The following is a 15,090-nucleotide window of genomic DNA, read 5'->3' on the forward strand; positions in this document are numbered from 1 at the left end:
GCTGAGCTGTCTTAATGGCAGCTCTTTTATAATTTCCTTCCTTCACTTTGCAAAGAGATAAACATTGTATGAGATTGACTTTGAGCGTATGCGACGGAGCAAGGAATATAATGTTTATCTCTTTTTTATTTTTACATTTTATAATAAAAATATTAAAATAGGATTATAAAATAGATGGAGGTAGCAATGGAAGTATTATTAAATAATGGGATAAAGTTAATTTATAAAAAAACAATCTCTAAGCTTACGTCGATTTCAATTTCTGTTGATGCAGGAGCGTGCAAAGAAAAAAATCTTATGGGGTTAGCTCATGCTACGGAACATATGGTTTATAAAGGTACTAAAAAAAGAAGTGAAGATGAAATAAATAAAGAATTGAGTAGTATATTTGGATTTCAAAATGCTATGACTAATTATCCTTATGTAATTTATTATGGAACAATGCTTGGAGAAGACTTTGAAAAGGCTATAGAAATATTTTCAGATATAATTATAAACCCTACTTTTAAAGAAGAGGGATTTAAAGAAGAAATGGATGTAATAAAAGAAGAATTAAGAGAGTGGGATGAGGAGCTTGAACAATTCTGTGAAGATAAATTATTTTTAAATAGTTTTGAGAAAAGAAGAATAAAATATCCTATAATAGGAAGATTTAATGATTTAGAAAAAATAACTTTAAATGATATAAAAGCTTTTTACAATGAAAATTATATTCCGCAAAATGTATCAATAGCTGTAATATCTTCATTAGATTTTGAAATAATAAAAAATATAGTTGAAAAATATTTTGAAACTTGGGAAAGTAGCAATACTCCATATCAAAAAGATATAATTTATGATAAGGATAATTTTGGAGTTTATAGGAATATTAAAGAAGGTACTAATGGATGTAAAGTAGAAATTATATTTCCAATAGATACATTAAATATTAATGAGATGAAGGCTTTTAAAATTTTCAATGAATATTTTGGAGAGGGAGTAAATTCTGTTTTATTTGATGTTTTAAGAACAAAAAATGGTCTTGTTTATGATGTATTAACTAAGATAGCTTATGAAAAGTATATAAAACTCTATAAGATAAACTTCAGTACATCAAAAGGCAAATTAGATAAGGCGTTAAATTTAATTGATGAAGCTATAAATAAAGTTTTAGATAATAAAGTTATTATAAAAAATGAAGAAAAAAATAGATATATTAAGAGTATAAAATTAAAAAGACTATTTAGAGAAGAACAAAATATAATCCTTGCAAAGGAGTTATCTACTTACAGTACTATGTTTGGTAATTATAAAATTTATGATGAAGAATTAGATAATCTTGAAGAGATAACAAGTGAAGATATTTTAAATTCTGCTAAAAAAGTATTAAGTAATAAATCTATAGAAATAATAACAAATTAAAGAGGAGAAATGATGAATAAGGCGCCATTATTAGAGGAATTATTAAGATATAAGAATGAAGAAAATTTAATTTTATCAATGCCTGGAAATAAAAGTGGTAAAGCTTTTATAAGAGATAAATTAGGAAAAGTTTTTAAGGATAGTTTAGGAGATTTAGATATAACAGAAGTAGACCCGTTAGATAATCTCCATAATCCAGAAGGAATAATAAAGGAAGCACAAGAGCTTTTGGCTAAAACATATAAAGTTAAAAAGGCCTATTTTTTAGTTAATGGTAGTTCAGGTGGGAATCTAGCTGCCATATTTTCAGCCTTTAATGAGGGGGATGAGGTGTTAGTTGAAAGAAATTGTCATAAGTCAATTTATAATGGACTTATCTTAAGAAAATTAAAGGTAGTTTATATTGAACCTGTAATAGATAAGGAGATAGGGATATTTTTACCACCTGGAGAGAAAGAAATACTTAAAGCTTTAAATAAAGCTAAAAATCCTAAGGGGATTATATTGACTTCACCAAATTATTTTGGAATTTCTAGTGATATAGAAGAGATAATAAAGAAATTAAAAGATAGAGGAATAAAGATTATTATAGATAGTGCTCATGGAGCGCATTTTGGATTTAATGAAAGACTACCTAAATCTATGGCTAAACTAGGGGATTATGTGGTAGTTAGTGCCCATAAAACTCTTCCAAGCCTTACTCAAGGAGCTTATTTATTAGTAAATGAAAATGAAAGTAATATTGAATTTTACTTAAGGGTATTTATGACAACTTCACCATCTTATTTAATTATGGCATCGTTAGATTATGCTAGATATTATTTAGATAATTATGCAAAAGAGGATTATAAAAGATTAATTGAAGTGGCTGAAAAATATAGGGAAAAAATAAATTTATTAAATAAAGTTTATATAGTTAGTGAGAAAAATTTAAAAAGTAAGTATACAATTGATCAAAGTAGATATTTAATGATAGTTAAGGATGGTTTTAGTGGCCATAAGCTTTTAGATTATTTAAGAGAGAAAAACATTCAATCAGAAATGAGTTTTAGTAAAGGAGTAGTTTTAATTTTATCTCCATCAAATACTATAGAGGATTTTGAAAAAGTATATTTGGCTGTAAGTGAACTTGATTTAAATATAATAAAAGATAATGAAAGTACAATTGAATTTAAGAGTTCATACCCTGAAAAGTACTTAGAGCCTTATGAGATATTTAATTTAAATCATATTCATATAAATTTAAATGAAGCTATTAATAAAATATCAAAAGACTTTATAGTTCCTTATCCACCAGGGATTCCAATAGTTTGTCCTGGAGAAAAAATAAGTTGTGAAATTATAGAAATAATTAATGATTATATTAATAATGGCTTAAATGTAATTGGTGTAAAGAATAATAAGATTAAAGTAGTTGATAATTAGAGGTTTTATTAAAGAATTGTAAATTTATTAACTTTAAATTATGGAAAAAAACTTAAATGAACGAATTTAAAACTTAGTAAATATTGACATGATATAGTAGTTTATCTAAAATTATTTAATGTAAGAGGAGTGATTATTTATGGATAAAAATAAAGGTAATATCTCAATTCATACTGAGAATATTTTTCCAATTATTAAAAAATGGCTTTATTCAGACAAAGATATTTTTATAAGAGAACTTATTAGTAATGGTTGTGATGCAATAAGTAAATTAAAAAGATTACAAAGCTTAGGTGAAGCTAATTTACAAGGAAATCAAATTTATAAGGTTATAGTATCTGTTAATAAAGAAAAGGGAACTTTGAAGTTTAGTGATAACGGAATAGGAATGACTGAGGAAGAAGTAAAGAAATACATCAATCAAGTTGCTTTTTCTGGAGCAGAAGATTTTATTAACAAATATAAAGATAAGATTGGTGAAGATAAGGATATAATAGGGCACTTTGGACTTGGTTTTTATTCAGCTTTTATGGTTGCTAAAAGGGTTCAAATTGATACATTATCTTATATAGATGGCTCAGAAGCTGTAACTTGGGTATGTGATGGAGGGACTGAATATGAAATATCTCCATCAACTAAAGATAGCAGAGGAACTACTATAACTTTATTTGTTGATGAAGATAGTAAAGAATTTTTAGAAGCTTTTAAGGTTAGAGAAGTTATAGAAAAATATTGTTCTTTCTTACCTATAGAAATATATTTAGAAGAAGAGGGGAAAGAAGAAAAGGAAGAGGATAAAAAGCCTTTAAATGATACAACTCCATTATGGATGAAATCTCCAAAGGATTGTACTGATGAAGAATATAAAGAGTTCTATAAAAAAGTATTCTTAGATTTTAATGATCCTCTATTTTGGATACATTTAAATGTTGATTATCCATTTAACCTAAAAGGAATATTATATTTCCCTAAATTAAAGCATGAATTAGAGGCAACAGAAGGCCAAGTAAAACTTTATAATAATCAAGTATTTGTTGCTGATAATATTAAAGAGGTTATACCAGAATTCCTTCTATTATTAAAGGGAACAATAGATTGTCCTGATCTACCTCTAAATGTTTCAAGAAGTTTCCTTCAAAAAGATAAAGATGTAATGAAGATTTCTAAACATATAGTTAAGAAAGTGGCAGATAAATTAGTTAGCCTTTATAAAAATGAAAGAGAAAACTTTAATAGTTTCTGGAAGGATATACAAATATTTATTAAGTATGGTTGCTTAAGAGATGAAAGCTTCTACGAAAAAATTAAAGATATAATAATTTTCAAAAGATTAAATGGAGAGTATATAACTTTAAATGAATATCTTGAAGAAAACAAAGAAAAGCATGAAAATAAGGTATTCTACGTAACTGATGAAAAACAACAATCACAATATATTAAAATGTTTAAGGAAGCAAGTCTAGATGCATTGGTATTAGATTGTTCTTTAGATAATCATTTTATAAGCTTTTTAGAAGCTAAAGAATCAGGAGTAACTTTTGCAAGAATAGACTCTGATATTTCTGAAATATTAAAAAGTGATAGTAATGAGGATTTAAAAGACATAAATGATAAGGTACAATCTTTATTTAAGGATTTAGCTTCTAATGGAATTAATGAAGTTAAGGTTGAGAGTCTTAGAAACTCAGAAACTCCAGCTATGATATTAGTTTCAGAGCAATCTAGAAGAATGGCTGAAATGAGCAAGATGTTTGGTGGAATGGATATGCCAAATATGTTTAGTGAAGAAAAAACTTTAGTGGTAAATAATAATAATTCTATAATTAAAAAATTATCACAAATAAATTTAGAAGAAAATAAAGATAAAGTTGAATTAATGTGTAATTATATAGTAGATATTGCGTTGCTTTCTAATAAAGAGTTAAGTTCGGAAGAAATGGATAATTTTATTAATAGAAGCAATAAGATATTAAGTCTAGCTATGGAGCTTTAAAGTTCAGTTATATAAATAAAATAAAAGTTAATAATTAAATTATTTTTAGGGAATTATAAATTTTATTATTTTAATAAGATTTATAATTCCCTTTCTTCAGTTTTGAAATGTTAAAATATCATAGCAAGTTGATTTGATCGCATGCGACGGAGCAAGGAATATAATGTTTATCTATTTTTTTATTCTTTGAGGAAATTAGTTTAAGATAAGTATTGTAAAATGTATCGGTACAATAGACAAATTGTAAAAGTTGGATTATTATTAAAATGAAAATAGATTATAGAAGTAGGTGCACTTATGAATAATATTAAGAAAGTAGCAACAATTAATGATTTATCTGGAGTTGGGAGATGTTCTTTAACTGTGTCAATACCTGTTTTATCTACACTTGGAGTTCAATGTTGTCCTTTCCCAACAGCAGTACTATCCTGTCATACTGGATTTGATAATTTTACTTTTTTAGATATTACTGACGAGATGATAAAGTATAAAAAATCATGGGACAACTTAGGGATGGATTTTGAATGTATATATAGTGGTTTTTTAGGTTCTGAAAAGCAAATAGATATAGTGTTAGATTTTATAAAAGAAAGAGAAGAAGCGTTAATTGTTGTGGATCCTGTTATGGGGGATAATGGAAAGGCTTATAGTACCTTTACAAAAGAAATGTGTAACAAAATGAAAAATTTAGTTTCAATTGCAGATATAGTTACACCAAATTTAACAGAAGCATGTATCTTAACTGAAGAAGAATATAGTAAGAATTATAATGATGAAAAAATTCTTGATATAGCTAAAAAGATATCTTCTATGGGGCCTGAAAAGGTAATAATAACAGGTATTATAAGAGAAAATAAAGTAGTTAATTTTGCTTATGACAATGAAGAAAAAAGTTTTTTTAAGGTAGAAAGTGATTTTAATAATAAATCTTATAGTGGAACAGGAGATATATTTACTTCAATAGTTATAGGGCTTATTTTAAATGGACATGATTTAAATTATTCCGTAGAAAAAGCAACTGAATTTATTTATAAAACTATAGAATATACATCTAAGTTTAATACAGATACAAGAGAAGGAATTATGTTTGAGTTATTTTTAAAGGAGTTGTTTTTAATTAATGAACACAAATAATAAAATTAAAAATATTGTGATTACGGCATTTTTTGCAGGGATAATATGTACAGCTATTAATTTTATTCCTAGAATACCAACTGGATTTAATGGAGGGTATATTCATTTAGGAGATACGTTTATATATTTAGCAGCTGTACTTTTACCTACACCCTATGCAATGCTTGCAGCAGGTATAGGAGCAGGACTTGCAGATACATTAGCAGGTGGAATGCTGTGGGTAATACCAACTATAATAATAAAGCCAACTATGGTGTTGTTTTTTACATCTAAATCAGATAAGTTACTTTGTAAAAGAAATAGTATAGCACTAGTTTTAGCTGGTTTTATAGGGTGTTTTGGTTATTATTTAGCAGGGGCTATTATTTCTTGGAATTTCATAGCACCTCTTGCAAGTTTATATTTAGAAATTATACAGCCAATAGTAAATAGTATTATATTTATATTAGTTGCATATGCTTTTGATAAGCTCAAGATTAAAGAGAGAATTTTTGAAGGAATTAAGCAATAAAATATTATATGAATATAAATTTTTTTAGAAAAAGATAAAAAGTATAATTTAAAAGTTAAATAACTTTTAAGGAAGAGCTTGTGCAAACGGGCTCTTTAATAATGTATGAAAATTTCAGTTTTAAATTAATAATTACTTCGACAAATTACGAACGTAAAAAATGTTGACTTTAATAATATTCGTGTTATATACTTTTTATATAGTAATTAAAAAAGGAGGAGTATTAATGAAGAATGCTCTAGTTTTTCAATCAGATTTTGGAATAGCTGACGGTGCTGTAAGTGCTATGTATGGTGTTGCATATTCAGTAGATAGATCATTACAAATATTTAATTTAACTCATGAAATACCACAATATAATATATGGGAGGCATCTTATAGATTAATACAAACTACAGTATATTGGCCAAAAGAAACTGTATTTGTATCTGTTGTCGATCCTGGGGTTGGTACTAATAGAAAAAGTGTAGGAGTAAAAACTGCAACGGGACAATATATAATTACTCCAGATAATGGAACTCTTACACACATAAAACGTATGTGTGGAATAGTAGAGGCAAGAGAAATTGATGAAACTATTAATAGACTACCTAATTCAGGAGCATCATATACTTTTCATGGAAGAGACATATACGCATATACAGGAGCAAGGCTTGCATCTGGTGTTATAGGATTTGAAGAAGTTGGACCTAAAATACCAATTGAAGAAATTATTGAATTACCAGTTATAGAAGCTAAAAAAGATAAAGATTTAGTAGCAGGAACTATAGATGTTCTAGATGTTAGGTTTGGAAGCTTATGGACCAATATTCCAAGAAAATTATTTATTAGCTTAGGTATTAGCTATGGTGATAAAGTAGAAGTATCTATTAAGAATAACAAAAGAGAAGTTTATAGAAATATAATGGTTTATGCAAAATCTTTTGCTGATGTTCATGTAGGAGAAACCTTAGTTTATGTCAATTCTTTAGATAACTTAGCTGTTGCTATAAATCAAGGTTCATTTTCAAGAGCTTATAATATACAAACTGGTACTAACTGGATAATATCAATAAGAAAGGCTCCAAGACTTGTATATGAGTAAAAATAAATTATAATATTAATGTAAAAGATTATTATATATGGAGGAATTATAATGGAAAGAAATTTATCTATTAAAACAATAGTTGCAATAGGAATAGGTGCAGCTGTATTTATGATATTAGGTCGTTTTGGATCAATCCCTACAGGTATACCAAATACTAATATAGAAACAAGCTATGCATTTTTAGCATTAATGGCAGTTTTATATGGACCAATAGCAGGATTATCTATAGGGTTTATAGGACATGCATTAAAGGATTTAGTATTCTATGGATCACCTTGGTTTAGCTGGATTATAGCTTCATCTGTGGTTGGACTTATATTAGGATTAGCTTGGAAAAAATTGAAGGTTAATGAAGGTGAATTTGAAAAGAAAGAGATTATTCTATTTAATGGATATCAAATAATTGCTAATATGATTGCATGGCTTTTGATTGCACCTACATTAGATGTATTTATCTATTCAGAACCAGCTAATAAGGTTTACTTACAAGGCGTAGTAGCTGCAATTTCTAACTCGATTACTGTTGGAGTATTAGGAACTATTTTAGTTAATACTTATGCAAAAACTAGAGTTAAAAAAGGAAGCTTAGACAGAGAGTAATATATAAAAATACTGGAGGCTTTAGGTTTCTAGTATTTTTTTATATACATATTGCAAAAAATGTAGTAATATTTTAAATCGGAGACAAAGTTTCAAAATTATATTTTATTTGTAAAGGGAGATTTGCTATGAAAAAACCTGTAATTGAGTTCATTAACTTTACCTTCCAATACAGAGCTCAAGCAAAGCCAACATTGAATAATATAAATTTAAATATATATGAAGGTGAAAAAGTTCTTATTGTTGGTCCGTCAGGATCTGGGAAAAGTACAATTTCAAATTGTATAAATGGCTTAATTCCATTTTCCTATAAGGGTAATATTTCAGGAAGTTTAAAAATAAAGGGAAAAGAAACTAAGGATATGAGTATTTTTGAACTTTCAAATTCAGTAGGTACTGTACTTCAGGATCCAGATAATCAGTTTATTGGATTAACTGTAGCTGAAGATATTGCTTTTAAGCTAGAAAATGAATGTGTTAAACAAGAGGAGATGAAGGAAAGAGTTAAGATAGCATCTGAAATTGTTGATATAGATAATCATTTAGATATAGCACCTCATAGTTTATCAGGAGGACAAAAACAACGTGTAACATTAGCGGGGGTTATGGTTGGTGATGTAGATATACTTTTATTTGATGAACCACTTGCTAATTTAGATCCGGCTACTGGAAAGAGTGCAATTGAATTAATAGATAAAATTCAAAAGGAAACTAATAAAACTATAGTTATTATAGAGCATAGATTAGAAGACGTATTGCATTGTGATGTAGATAGAATAATAGTTGTAGATAATGGATGTATAATTGCTGATATGAATCCTAAAGAATTATTAAGTTCCAATATATTATCTAAAGTAGGGATTCGTGAACCTCTTTATATAACAGCGTTAAGATATGCAGGATGTGATGTTACTTCAGACATAAATCCACAGCATATAAATAAATTAAATATAGATGAATGTAAGTATAAACTTAAAAATTGGTACAATGATACTGTGGAAGAAAATAATAATATTGATAATCAAACTATATTAGAATTGAAGAATATTAAATTTGGATATGATAAAAATAGAGAGATATTAAAGGGAATTTCTTTTAAAGTAAAAAAAGGTGAAATGATTAGTATAGTTGGTAAAAATGGAGCGGGTAAATCTACAATATCAAAACTAATATGTGGCTTTTATAAACCTAATGAAGGTGAAATACTTTTTAATGGAAGAAATTTAATTAATGATACTATTAAAGAACGTGCAGATAAAATTGGTATGGTAATGCAAAATCCAAATCAAATGATATCTAAGACTATGATATTTGATGAAGTTGCATTAGGTCTTAGAGTAAGAGGGGTAAATGAAGAAGAAATTAAGGAAAGAGTATTTGAAACTTTAAAAATTTGTGGATTATATGAATTCCGTAATTGGCCAATTTCAGCTCTTAGTTTTGGACAAAAAAAGCGTGTAACAATAGCTTCAATTTTAGTATTAAATCCTGAAATAATTATTTTAGATGAACCAACAGCAGGACAAGATTTTAGACATTATACAGAGATAATGGAGTTTTTAAAAGAGTTAAATGAAAAAGGTGTTACAATTATTATGATAACTCATGATATGCACTTGATGTTAGAATATACAAATAGAGCTATAGTATTTTCAGATGGTCTAAAATTATGTGATGATATTGCTACAAATGTAATAACTGATAAAGATGTTATTTTGAAAGCTAATTTAAAAGAGACATCTTTATATGACTTAGCGATAAAATCTGGAGTAGAAGATCCAAGAAGTTTTGTTAAGAAGTTTATAGATTATGACAGGAGGATTAGGACAGATGAGTAAAATGTTAGAGTATTCTAATATAGATTCGCCTATTCATAAATTAACAGGTGCAACAAAGTTAATTGCGTTTATAATATGGGCAGTAGCATCTATGATAACATATGATACGAGATTGCTTATTTTTATGTTTTTTTTAAGCGTAGTTGTTTTTAAAATATCAAAAGTAGAGTTTAAACAAATATCATTTGTACTTTATTTTATATTAATATTTTTATTATTAAATAATATAGCAATTTTTATTTTTTCTCCTTATGAAGGAGTTCAAATTTATGGAAGTAGAACAGAATTATTTAAAATTGCTGGACCTTATACAGTGACATTAGAACAGTTATTTTATCAATTTAATATAACAATAAAATACTTTTCAATAATACCAATGGCATTATTATTTATTGTTGCAACTAATCCAAGTGAGTTTGCAGCTTCTTTAAATAAAATTGGTGTTAAATATAAAATAGCATATTCTGTTTCTATAGCTTTAAGATACATTCCAGATGTTCAAAAAGATTATCAAGAAATATCTTTTGCTCAACAAGCTAGAGGAATAGATATGTCTAAAAAAGAAAAGTTAAGTAAAAGAATTAAGAATTCAGCTTCAATATTAATGCCATTAATATTTTCAAGCTTAGAAAGAATAGAAACTATAAGTTCAGCAATGGAGTTAAGAGCTTTTGGTAAAAATAAAAAGCGTACTTGGTACAACGAAAGAGAATTTAAAAAAGGCGATTATATAACAATTATAATTGCTATGGTATTATTAATTTTATCTATATTAGCAACTAAAGCTAATAATGGAAGATTTTACAATCCATTTATTTAAACAAATTATTAATATTAAACTTATAAAGGCTTAGAATATTTTCTAGGCTTTTAATTTTTGCTAAATTAATCAAAATGTATTAATTAAGATTTGACTTATAATAATATTGAATATATTATTATAATACATAAATAATTGGACGAGCAGGGCGGTGAGATAATGGAATTTACAAAAACTCAAGAAAAATTTATAAGACACAAATCTTCAGGATATCAACTTTTAAAAGGAAAAGAAGGAACGGGAAAAAGTACTGCATCTATTTATAGAGCTTTAAACTTAGAAAATAATTATTGTCTTTATGAGGAAGACAAGATATTATTTGTAACATCAAGTTATAGCCAAAATACTGATGCTATTGATCTTTATAATAAAGAAAAAAATAAAGAACACTTTTATTCATTATTTTCTTTAGATAAAGAGAGAGTTTCTATTATTACACTAGAGGAACTATTAAGTACATATTATGATGCTTATATTAGAGAAAAAGGACAAACGTTTAAGAAAATAAGTAGAACTGAAGCTATACAGATATTAAATAATCTAAAAAAAGAAATTGAAAGCTTTTATAAAAAATCAAAGTTTATAAAGAAAGTAAACTTTGAATTCTTATTAGATGAAATACTTTGGATAAAAGCATGCAACTTTAAATTAGAAGAATATTTATCTGTTGATAGAAAAGGTAGAAAAAAAAGAATAAAAAAGAACTCTTATACGAGAGAAAGTATATATAAAATAAAAGAGTTATATAATGAAAAATTACTAAGTAATTATCTTGTAGATGAATATGATCATGTATTATTTGCTATTGAGTATATAAAGAGATTTAAAGGGGTATATAGTCATGTTATTTTAGATGACATTGAAAAGTTAACAAAAGCTGAAATAGATTTTGTTAAAACTCTATATAAAGGAAAAACATATTCTTCATTTATTTTTATATTAAATAGTGAATTGAATAATAATGAAAATTCTTGGCTTATAAAGGGAAGAAAATTTAATACTTTAGGTATTGATGTTAAAGGTAAGAGTTTTAACTTTAAATTGAAGTTTGAAAAGAAGGAAAAGAAAGTGAATACTATTGAAACATATAAATATATTAATTTAAGAAATAAGAATATAGTTGAATTTAATATAGATACTTCAGCTAATAAAAAAGAAGTATATAATGATGAGAATACTGTGTATACTGAAAATGAATTAGCTGATATACCTATGTTTAATAATATAGCAGCAGGTAATCCTATAGAAATAAATGATAGTATAGAAGGAAATTTCTACTTACCAAAATATTGGCTTGAGAAGGGGAAGGATACCTTTATATTAAGAGTTAAGGGAGACTCAATGGTTGAAAAAAATATTTGCGATGGAGATTTAGTTGTAATAAAGAAACAAGCAAATGCTAATCATAATGATATTGTAGCAGCTAGTTTAGATGGAGAAGCTACTTTGAAAACTTTAAACTTAAATAGTGAATCTCCTAAATTGATGCCGGCTAATTCTCTATATTCTCCTATTGAATTAATGAATAGAGATGTAAGTATTTTAGGAGTTGCAATAGGTGTAATAAAAAATATCCAATAAATAAAAAATGAAATAAAAAGCTTCATAAAAACTTAAAATTTATATTTAAGTTTTAAGTGGCTTTTTATACATAGATATTGTAAATATTTCCCAGCAAATAATTAACATAATATTTAACTTATAAGAATATTATTAATTAAAGGGGTGTGAGGGAATGAAAGATATATTATTAGAAGATAAGAAAAGAAAAATATTAGAGAATATAAATTATGCTAAAACAATAAATATGGATAAAGTATCCGCTATGATTATAACTGAGGATGAAATAGTAAAGAAGGATATTATTTCTTGGTTAATAAATGGAGGATATAAGGTATCTTTGATTAAAGATGAAGTAGATATATTAAATATAGAGTGGTAAGAGTTATATTTTGATGTTGACAGTTAAAATGAAAGTGATATAATTAACTTTATAAAGGGTAATATAAAACCTTTAAAAAGGTGTTGGATAATAATGCTTATATTAATATGAAGATGATAAAGAAACATTAGCATCTTTTAAAATTTTAAAATAGCAAAGATAAAGAGGCTTACGAAGCCTCTTTATCTTTGCTGTTTTTATCTTTACTCTGATCTTCTGATTTCATTTCCCAATGAATTATCAATGTTAGGAATCCTCTAAGCAAAGTTATTGAACCTAAAATAATTAATTCATTCATAGTTCTAATAGTTACTGTTTTAAGAATTTCAGCTGCAAGTTTAAATTCTAAGGCTGTTGCCATAGAATTTGCATATTCCCACTTTAATGGATATTTAGTCTTTTTTATAAGTGAATTTATATAATGATAAAAAGCTTTAATTGATCCTATGCATATAACTAATATACCCATTGATTCTAATATAGTAACTAATTTAGGAATTATACCTTCTATAAATATATCTAACATAATTACCACCTATTTAAAATCTTTATACTGTTAGTATTTCAAAAAACATTAAAAAGATTTATATTAACTGAAATAAATAATTAATAATTTTAAGAGTTAAAATAGGTTATAATAAATAAAAAACATTTTTGTGGAGAAATAAAATGATAATAAATAAGAACTTTTATAAAAAAGGTGCAGTAGATGTTGCTAAAGAAATATTAGGGGATTATATTGTTAGAGAAATTGATGGCATAAAAATTAAAACAATGATTGTAGAAACTGAAAGTTATATAGGTGCAACAGATAAAGCTTGCCATGCTTATAATTACAAAAGAACGGAAAGAACGAAGCCTTTATATGAAGAAGGTGGAATAGCTTATGTTTACTTCATTTATGGATTATATCACTGCTTCAATATAGTAACTAATATAAAAGATGAACCAGAAGCTGTATTAATTAGAGCAGTAGAACCATTAGATAATTTAAATTTAATTTCAAATATAAGATTTAAAAAAGACTATGATGAATTAACTAAATATCAAAAAAAGAATTTAACAAATGGACCATCTAAACTTTGTAGTGCTTTAAATATAACAAGGGAAGACAACTATAAAAAATTATATTTAGAAGGGAATTTATATTTAGAACATAACCCTAATAAGAATTTTGAAATTGTAGAGACAACGAGAATAGGAATTGATTATGCAGAGGAAGCTAAAGACTTTTTATGGAGATTTTATATAAAAGATAATCCATATGTTTCAAAGAAATAAAATGAATATTTATATAAAATAGTACAAAACTATTAATGATTTTAATTTAAGGAGGTTTTTTTATGAAATTTAAAAAATCATTAGTATTAGTTTGTTCAGTATTAACCTTTTCTCTTTTTCTTATAGGAGCAGCTGATCCGAGTAAAGGTATGAGTAGTAAAAGTCCAGTTATAATGGGAGAAGTAATTGAAGTTGAAAAGGATGAAAGTGATAAAACTATTAGAATAACAATTGAAGGATACATAAAGGGCAATGAGATAAACAAAATTAAGGTTGTAGGAATAGTAAATGATGAAACTAAAATAATGAATTCTGCAAATGATAAAAAAGAAAATATTAATATAGAAAAGGGCGATTTAGTTTATATGAGAGTAAGTGAAGCTATGACTAAATCTATGCCACCACAAACTGTTGTGAAAAGATTATTTATAACTAAGAATAAATAGAAATTTTTTTCTATTAGTTATATAATGTATTTATAGATTAAAATTATAAATAAATGGAGGGTGGAAATTGAAAAATTATGATAAAGAAGAATTAAAAAGTAAATTAACAGAAATTCAATATAAAGTTACACAAGAAAATGCTACTGAGCCACCTTTTTTAAATGAATATCATGATAAATTTGATGAAGGTATTTATGTAGATGTAGTTTCTTTAAAACCGTTGTTTGTATCAAGTGATAAATTTGAATCAGGTTGTGGATGGCCAGCATTTTCAAAGCCTATAGATAGAAGCTTAATAAAAGAAAAAATAGATAAAAGTCACGGGATGGTAAGAACTGAAGTAAGAAGTTATTCATCTGATTCACATTTAGGTCATGTTTTTTGTGATGGACCAGAAGAATTAGGTGGCTTAAGGTATTGTATTAATTCAGCAGCTTTAAAATTTATACCTAAGGAAAAAATGAAGGAAGAAGGGTATGAAGAATATCTAGCTTTGTTTGATAAAAGTAAAAGTGAGTAATCACTTTTACTTTTATTGTATAGAAAACCACTAGTACTGCTAGTGGTTAAAAAGGCTTAAGCTCTGAACAAAAAAACTCCTATGATATAATG

15 protein-coding genes are annotated in these 15,090 nt (G+C 26.2%); 14 read left to right on the top strand and 1 reads right to left on the bottom strand.

What is annotated here, in order from left to right; genetic code table 11:
- Window positions 1-186: 186 nt before the first annotated feature.
- From H9660_RS10230 to H9660_RS10280, 11 genes are all read left to right on the top strand, one after another.
- On the top strand, window positions 187-1,401 hold the full coding sequence (locus H9660_RS10230; protein ID WP_191750283.1) for a M16 family metallopeptidase: 1,215 nt from the start codon (window positions 187-189) through the stop codon (window positions 1,399-1,401).
- 9 nt (window positions 1,402-1,410) lie between these two features.
- The gene (locus H9660_RS10235; RefSeq protein WP_191750284.1) at window positions 1,411-2,826 is read left to right on the top strand and encodes an aminotransferase class I/II-fold pyridoxal phosphate-dependent enzyme; all 1,416 of its coding nucleotides are present in this window, start codon (window positions 1,411-1,413) and stop codon (window positions 2,824-2,826) included.
- 139 nt (window positions 2,827-2,965) lie between these two features.
- Window positions 2,966-4,819: a molecular chaperone HtpG gene (htpG, locus tag H9660_RS10240; protein WP_191750285.1), complete on the top strand. Its 1,854-nt coding sequence runs from the start codon at window positions 2,966-2,968 to the stop codon at window positions 4,817-4,819.
- A 297-nt stretch (window positions 4,820-5,116) separates the two neighbouring features.
- Window positions 5,117-5,953: a pyridoxamine kinase gene (locus tag H9660_RS10245; RefSeq protein ID WP_191750286.1), complete on the top strand. Its 837-nt coding sequence runs from the start codon at window positions 5,117-5,119 to the stop codon at window positions 5,951-5,953.
- The gene (locus tag H9660_RS10250) at window positions 5,940-6,464 is read left to right on the top strand and encodes a TIGR04002 family protein (protein ID WP_191750287.1); all 525 of its coding nucleotides are present in this window, start codon (window positions 5,940-5,942) and stop codon (window positions 6,462-6,464) included. The genes H9660_RS10245 and H9660_RS10250 overlap by 14 nt, the downstream gene beginning before the upstream one ends.
- 226 nt (window positions 6,465-6,690) lie before the next feature.
- Window positions 6,691-7,548: an SAM hydrolase/SAM-dependent halogenase family protein gene (locus H9660_RS10255; RefSeq protein WP_191750288.1), complete on the top strand. Its 858-nt coding sequence runs from the start codon at window positions 6,691-6,693 to the stop codon at window positions 7,546-7,548.
- Between the two features lie 51 nt (window positions 7,549-7,599).
- The gene (locus H9660_RS10260; protein ID WP_191750289.1) at window positions 7,600-8,151 is read left to right on the top strand and encodes an ECF-type riboflavin transporter substrate-binding protein; all 552 of its coding nucleotides are present in this window, start codon (window positions 7,600-7,602) and stop codon (window positions 8,149-8,151) included.
- A gap of 128 nt (window positions 8,152-8,279) precedes the next feature.
- Window positions 8,280-9,989 (top strand): ABC transporter ATP-binding protein, encoded by a 1,710-nt coding sequence (locus tag H9660_RS10265; protein WP_191750290.1) that lies wholly within the window; start codon window positions 8,280-8,282, stop codon window positions 9,987-9,989.
- The gene (locus H9660_RS10270) at window positions 9,982-10,809 is read left to right on the top strand and encodes an energy-coupling factor transporter transmembrane component T family protein (RefSeq protein ID WP_191750291.1); all 828 of its coding nucleotides are present in this window, start codon (window positions 9,982-9,984) and stop codon (window positions 10,807-10,809) included. Before H9660_RS10265 ends, H9660_RS10270 begins: the two co-directional genes overlap by 8 nt.
- A gap of 159 nt (window positions 10,810-10,968) precedes the next feature.
- The gene (gene lexA, locus H9660_RS10275; protein WP_191750292.1) at window positions 10,969-12,390 is read left to right on the top strand and encodes a transcriptional repressor LexA; all 1,422 of its coding nucleotides are present in this window, start codon (window positions 10,969-10,971) and stop codon (window positions 12,388-12,390) included.
- 154 nt (window positions 12,391-12,544) lie between these two features.
- Window positions 12,545-12,751 (top strand): hypothetical protein, encoded by a 207-nt coding sequence (locus H9660_RS10280; protein WP_191750293.1) that lies wholly within the window; start codon window positions 12,545-12,547, stop codon window positions 12,749-12,751.
- 169 nt (window positions 12,752-12,920) lie between these two features.
- Here the strand turns inward: H9660_RS10280 and H9660_RS10285 are convergent, their stop codons facing one another.
- The gene (locus H9660_RS10285) at window positions 12,921-13,277 is read right to left on the bottom strand and encodes a DUF1622 domain-containing protein (RefSeq protein WP_191750294.1); all 357 of its coding nucleotides are present in this window, start codon (window positions 13,275-13,277) and stop codon (window positions 12,921-12,923) included.
- Between the two features lie 143 nt (window positions 13,278-13,420).
- On the opposite strand from H9660_RS10285, the gene H9660_RS10290 reads away from it, so the two are divergent.
- The 3 genes from H9660_RS10290 (at window position 13,421) to msrB (ending at window position 14,998) form a co-directional block, all read left to right on the top strand.
- Complete coding sequence (locus H9660_RS10290; RefSeq protein ID WP_191750295.1) at window positions 13,421-14,032, top strand: DNA-3-methyladenine glycosylase; 612 nt, start codon at window positions 13,421-13,423, stop codon at window positions 14,030-14,032.
- A 62-nt stretch (window positions 14,033-14,094) separates the two neighbouring features.
- Window positions 14,095-14,478, top strand: coding sequence for a hypothetical protein (locus H9660_RS10295; protein ID WP_191750296.1), 384 nt, complete (start codon window positions 14,095-14,097; stop codon window positions 14,476-14,478).
- A 49-nt stretch (window positions 14,479-14,527) separates the two neighbouring features.
- Window positions 14,528-14,998: a peptide-methionine (R)-S-oxide reductase MsrB gene (gene msrB / locus H9660_RS10300; protein WP_423739006.1), complete on the top strand. Its 471-nt coding sequence runs from the start codon at window positions 14,528-14,530 to the stop codon at window positions 14,996-14,998.
- The last annotated feature ends 92 nt before the right edge of the window (window positions 14,999-15,090 follow it).

The organism is Clostridium gallinarum, assembly GCF_014836325.1.
Lineage (GTDB): Bacteria > Bacillota > Clostridia > Clostridiales > Clostridiaceae > Clostridium > Clostridium gallinarum.

What these genes read in the sequence shown, in the direction of transcription:
- H9660_RS10230 (WP_191750283.1), top strand. Translation starts at nt 187, where the DNA reads ATGGAAGTATTATTAAATAATGGGATAAAGTTAATTTATAAAAAAACA.
- H9660_RS10250 (WP_191750287.1), top strand. Translation starts at nt 5,940, where the DNA reads ATGAACACAAATAATAAAATTAAAAATATTGTGATTACGGCATTTTTT.
- H9660_RS10255 (WP_191750288.1), top strand. Translation starts at nt 6,691, where the DNA reads ATGAAGAATGCTCTAGTTTTTCAATCAGATTTTGGAATAGCTGACGGT.
- H9660_RS10270 (WP_191750291.1), top strand. Translation starts at nt 9,982, where the DNA reads ATGAGTAAAATGTTAGAGTATTCTAATATAGATTCGCCTATTCATAAA.
- lexA (WP_191750292.1), top strand. Translation starts at nt 10,969, where the DNA reads ATGGAATTTACAAAAACTCAAGAAAAATTTATAAGACACAAATCTTCA.
- H9660_RS10280 (WP_191750293.1), top strand. Translation starts at nt 12,545, where the DNA reads ATGAAAGATATATTATTAGAAGATAAGAAAAGAAAAATATTAGAGAAT.
- H9660_RS10245 (WP_191750286.1), top strand. Translation starts at nt 5,117, where the DNA reads ATGAATAATATTAAGAAAGTAGCAACAATTAATGATTTATCTGGAGTT.
- H9660_RS10265 (WP_191750290.1), top strand. Translation starts at nt 8,280, where the DNA reads ATGAAAAAACCTGTAATTGAGTTCATTAACTTTACCTTCCAATACAGA.
- H9660_RS10285 (WP_191750294.1), bottom strand. Translation starts at nt 13,277, where the DNA reads ATGTTAGATATATTTATAGAAGGTATAATTCCTAAATTAGTTACTATA.
- H9660_RS10290 (WP_191750295.1), top strand. Translation starts at nt 13,421, where the DNA reads ATGATAATAAATAAGAACTTTTATAAAAAAGGTGCAGTAGATGTTGCT.
- H9660_RS10235 (WP_191750284.1), top strand. Translation starts at nt 1,411, where the DNA reads ATGATGAATAAGGCGCCATTATTAGAGGAATTATTAAGATATAAGAAT.
- htpG (WP_191750285.1), top strand. Translation starts at nt 2,966, where the DNA reads ATGGATAAAAATAAAGGTAATATCTCAATTCATACTGAGAATATTTTT.
- H9660_RS10295 (WP_191750296.1), top strand. Translation starts at nt 14,095, where the DNA reads ATGAAATTTAAAAAATCATTAGTATTAGTTTGTTCAGTATTAACCTTT.
- H9660_RS10260 (WP_191750289.1), top strand. Translation starts at nt 7,600, where the DNA reads ATGGAAAGAAATTTATCTATTAAAACAATAGTTGCAATAGGAATAGGT.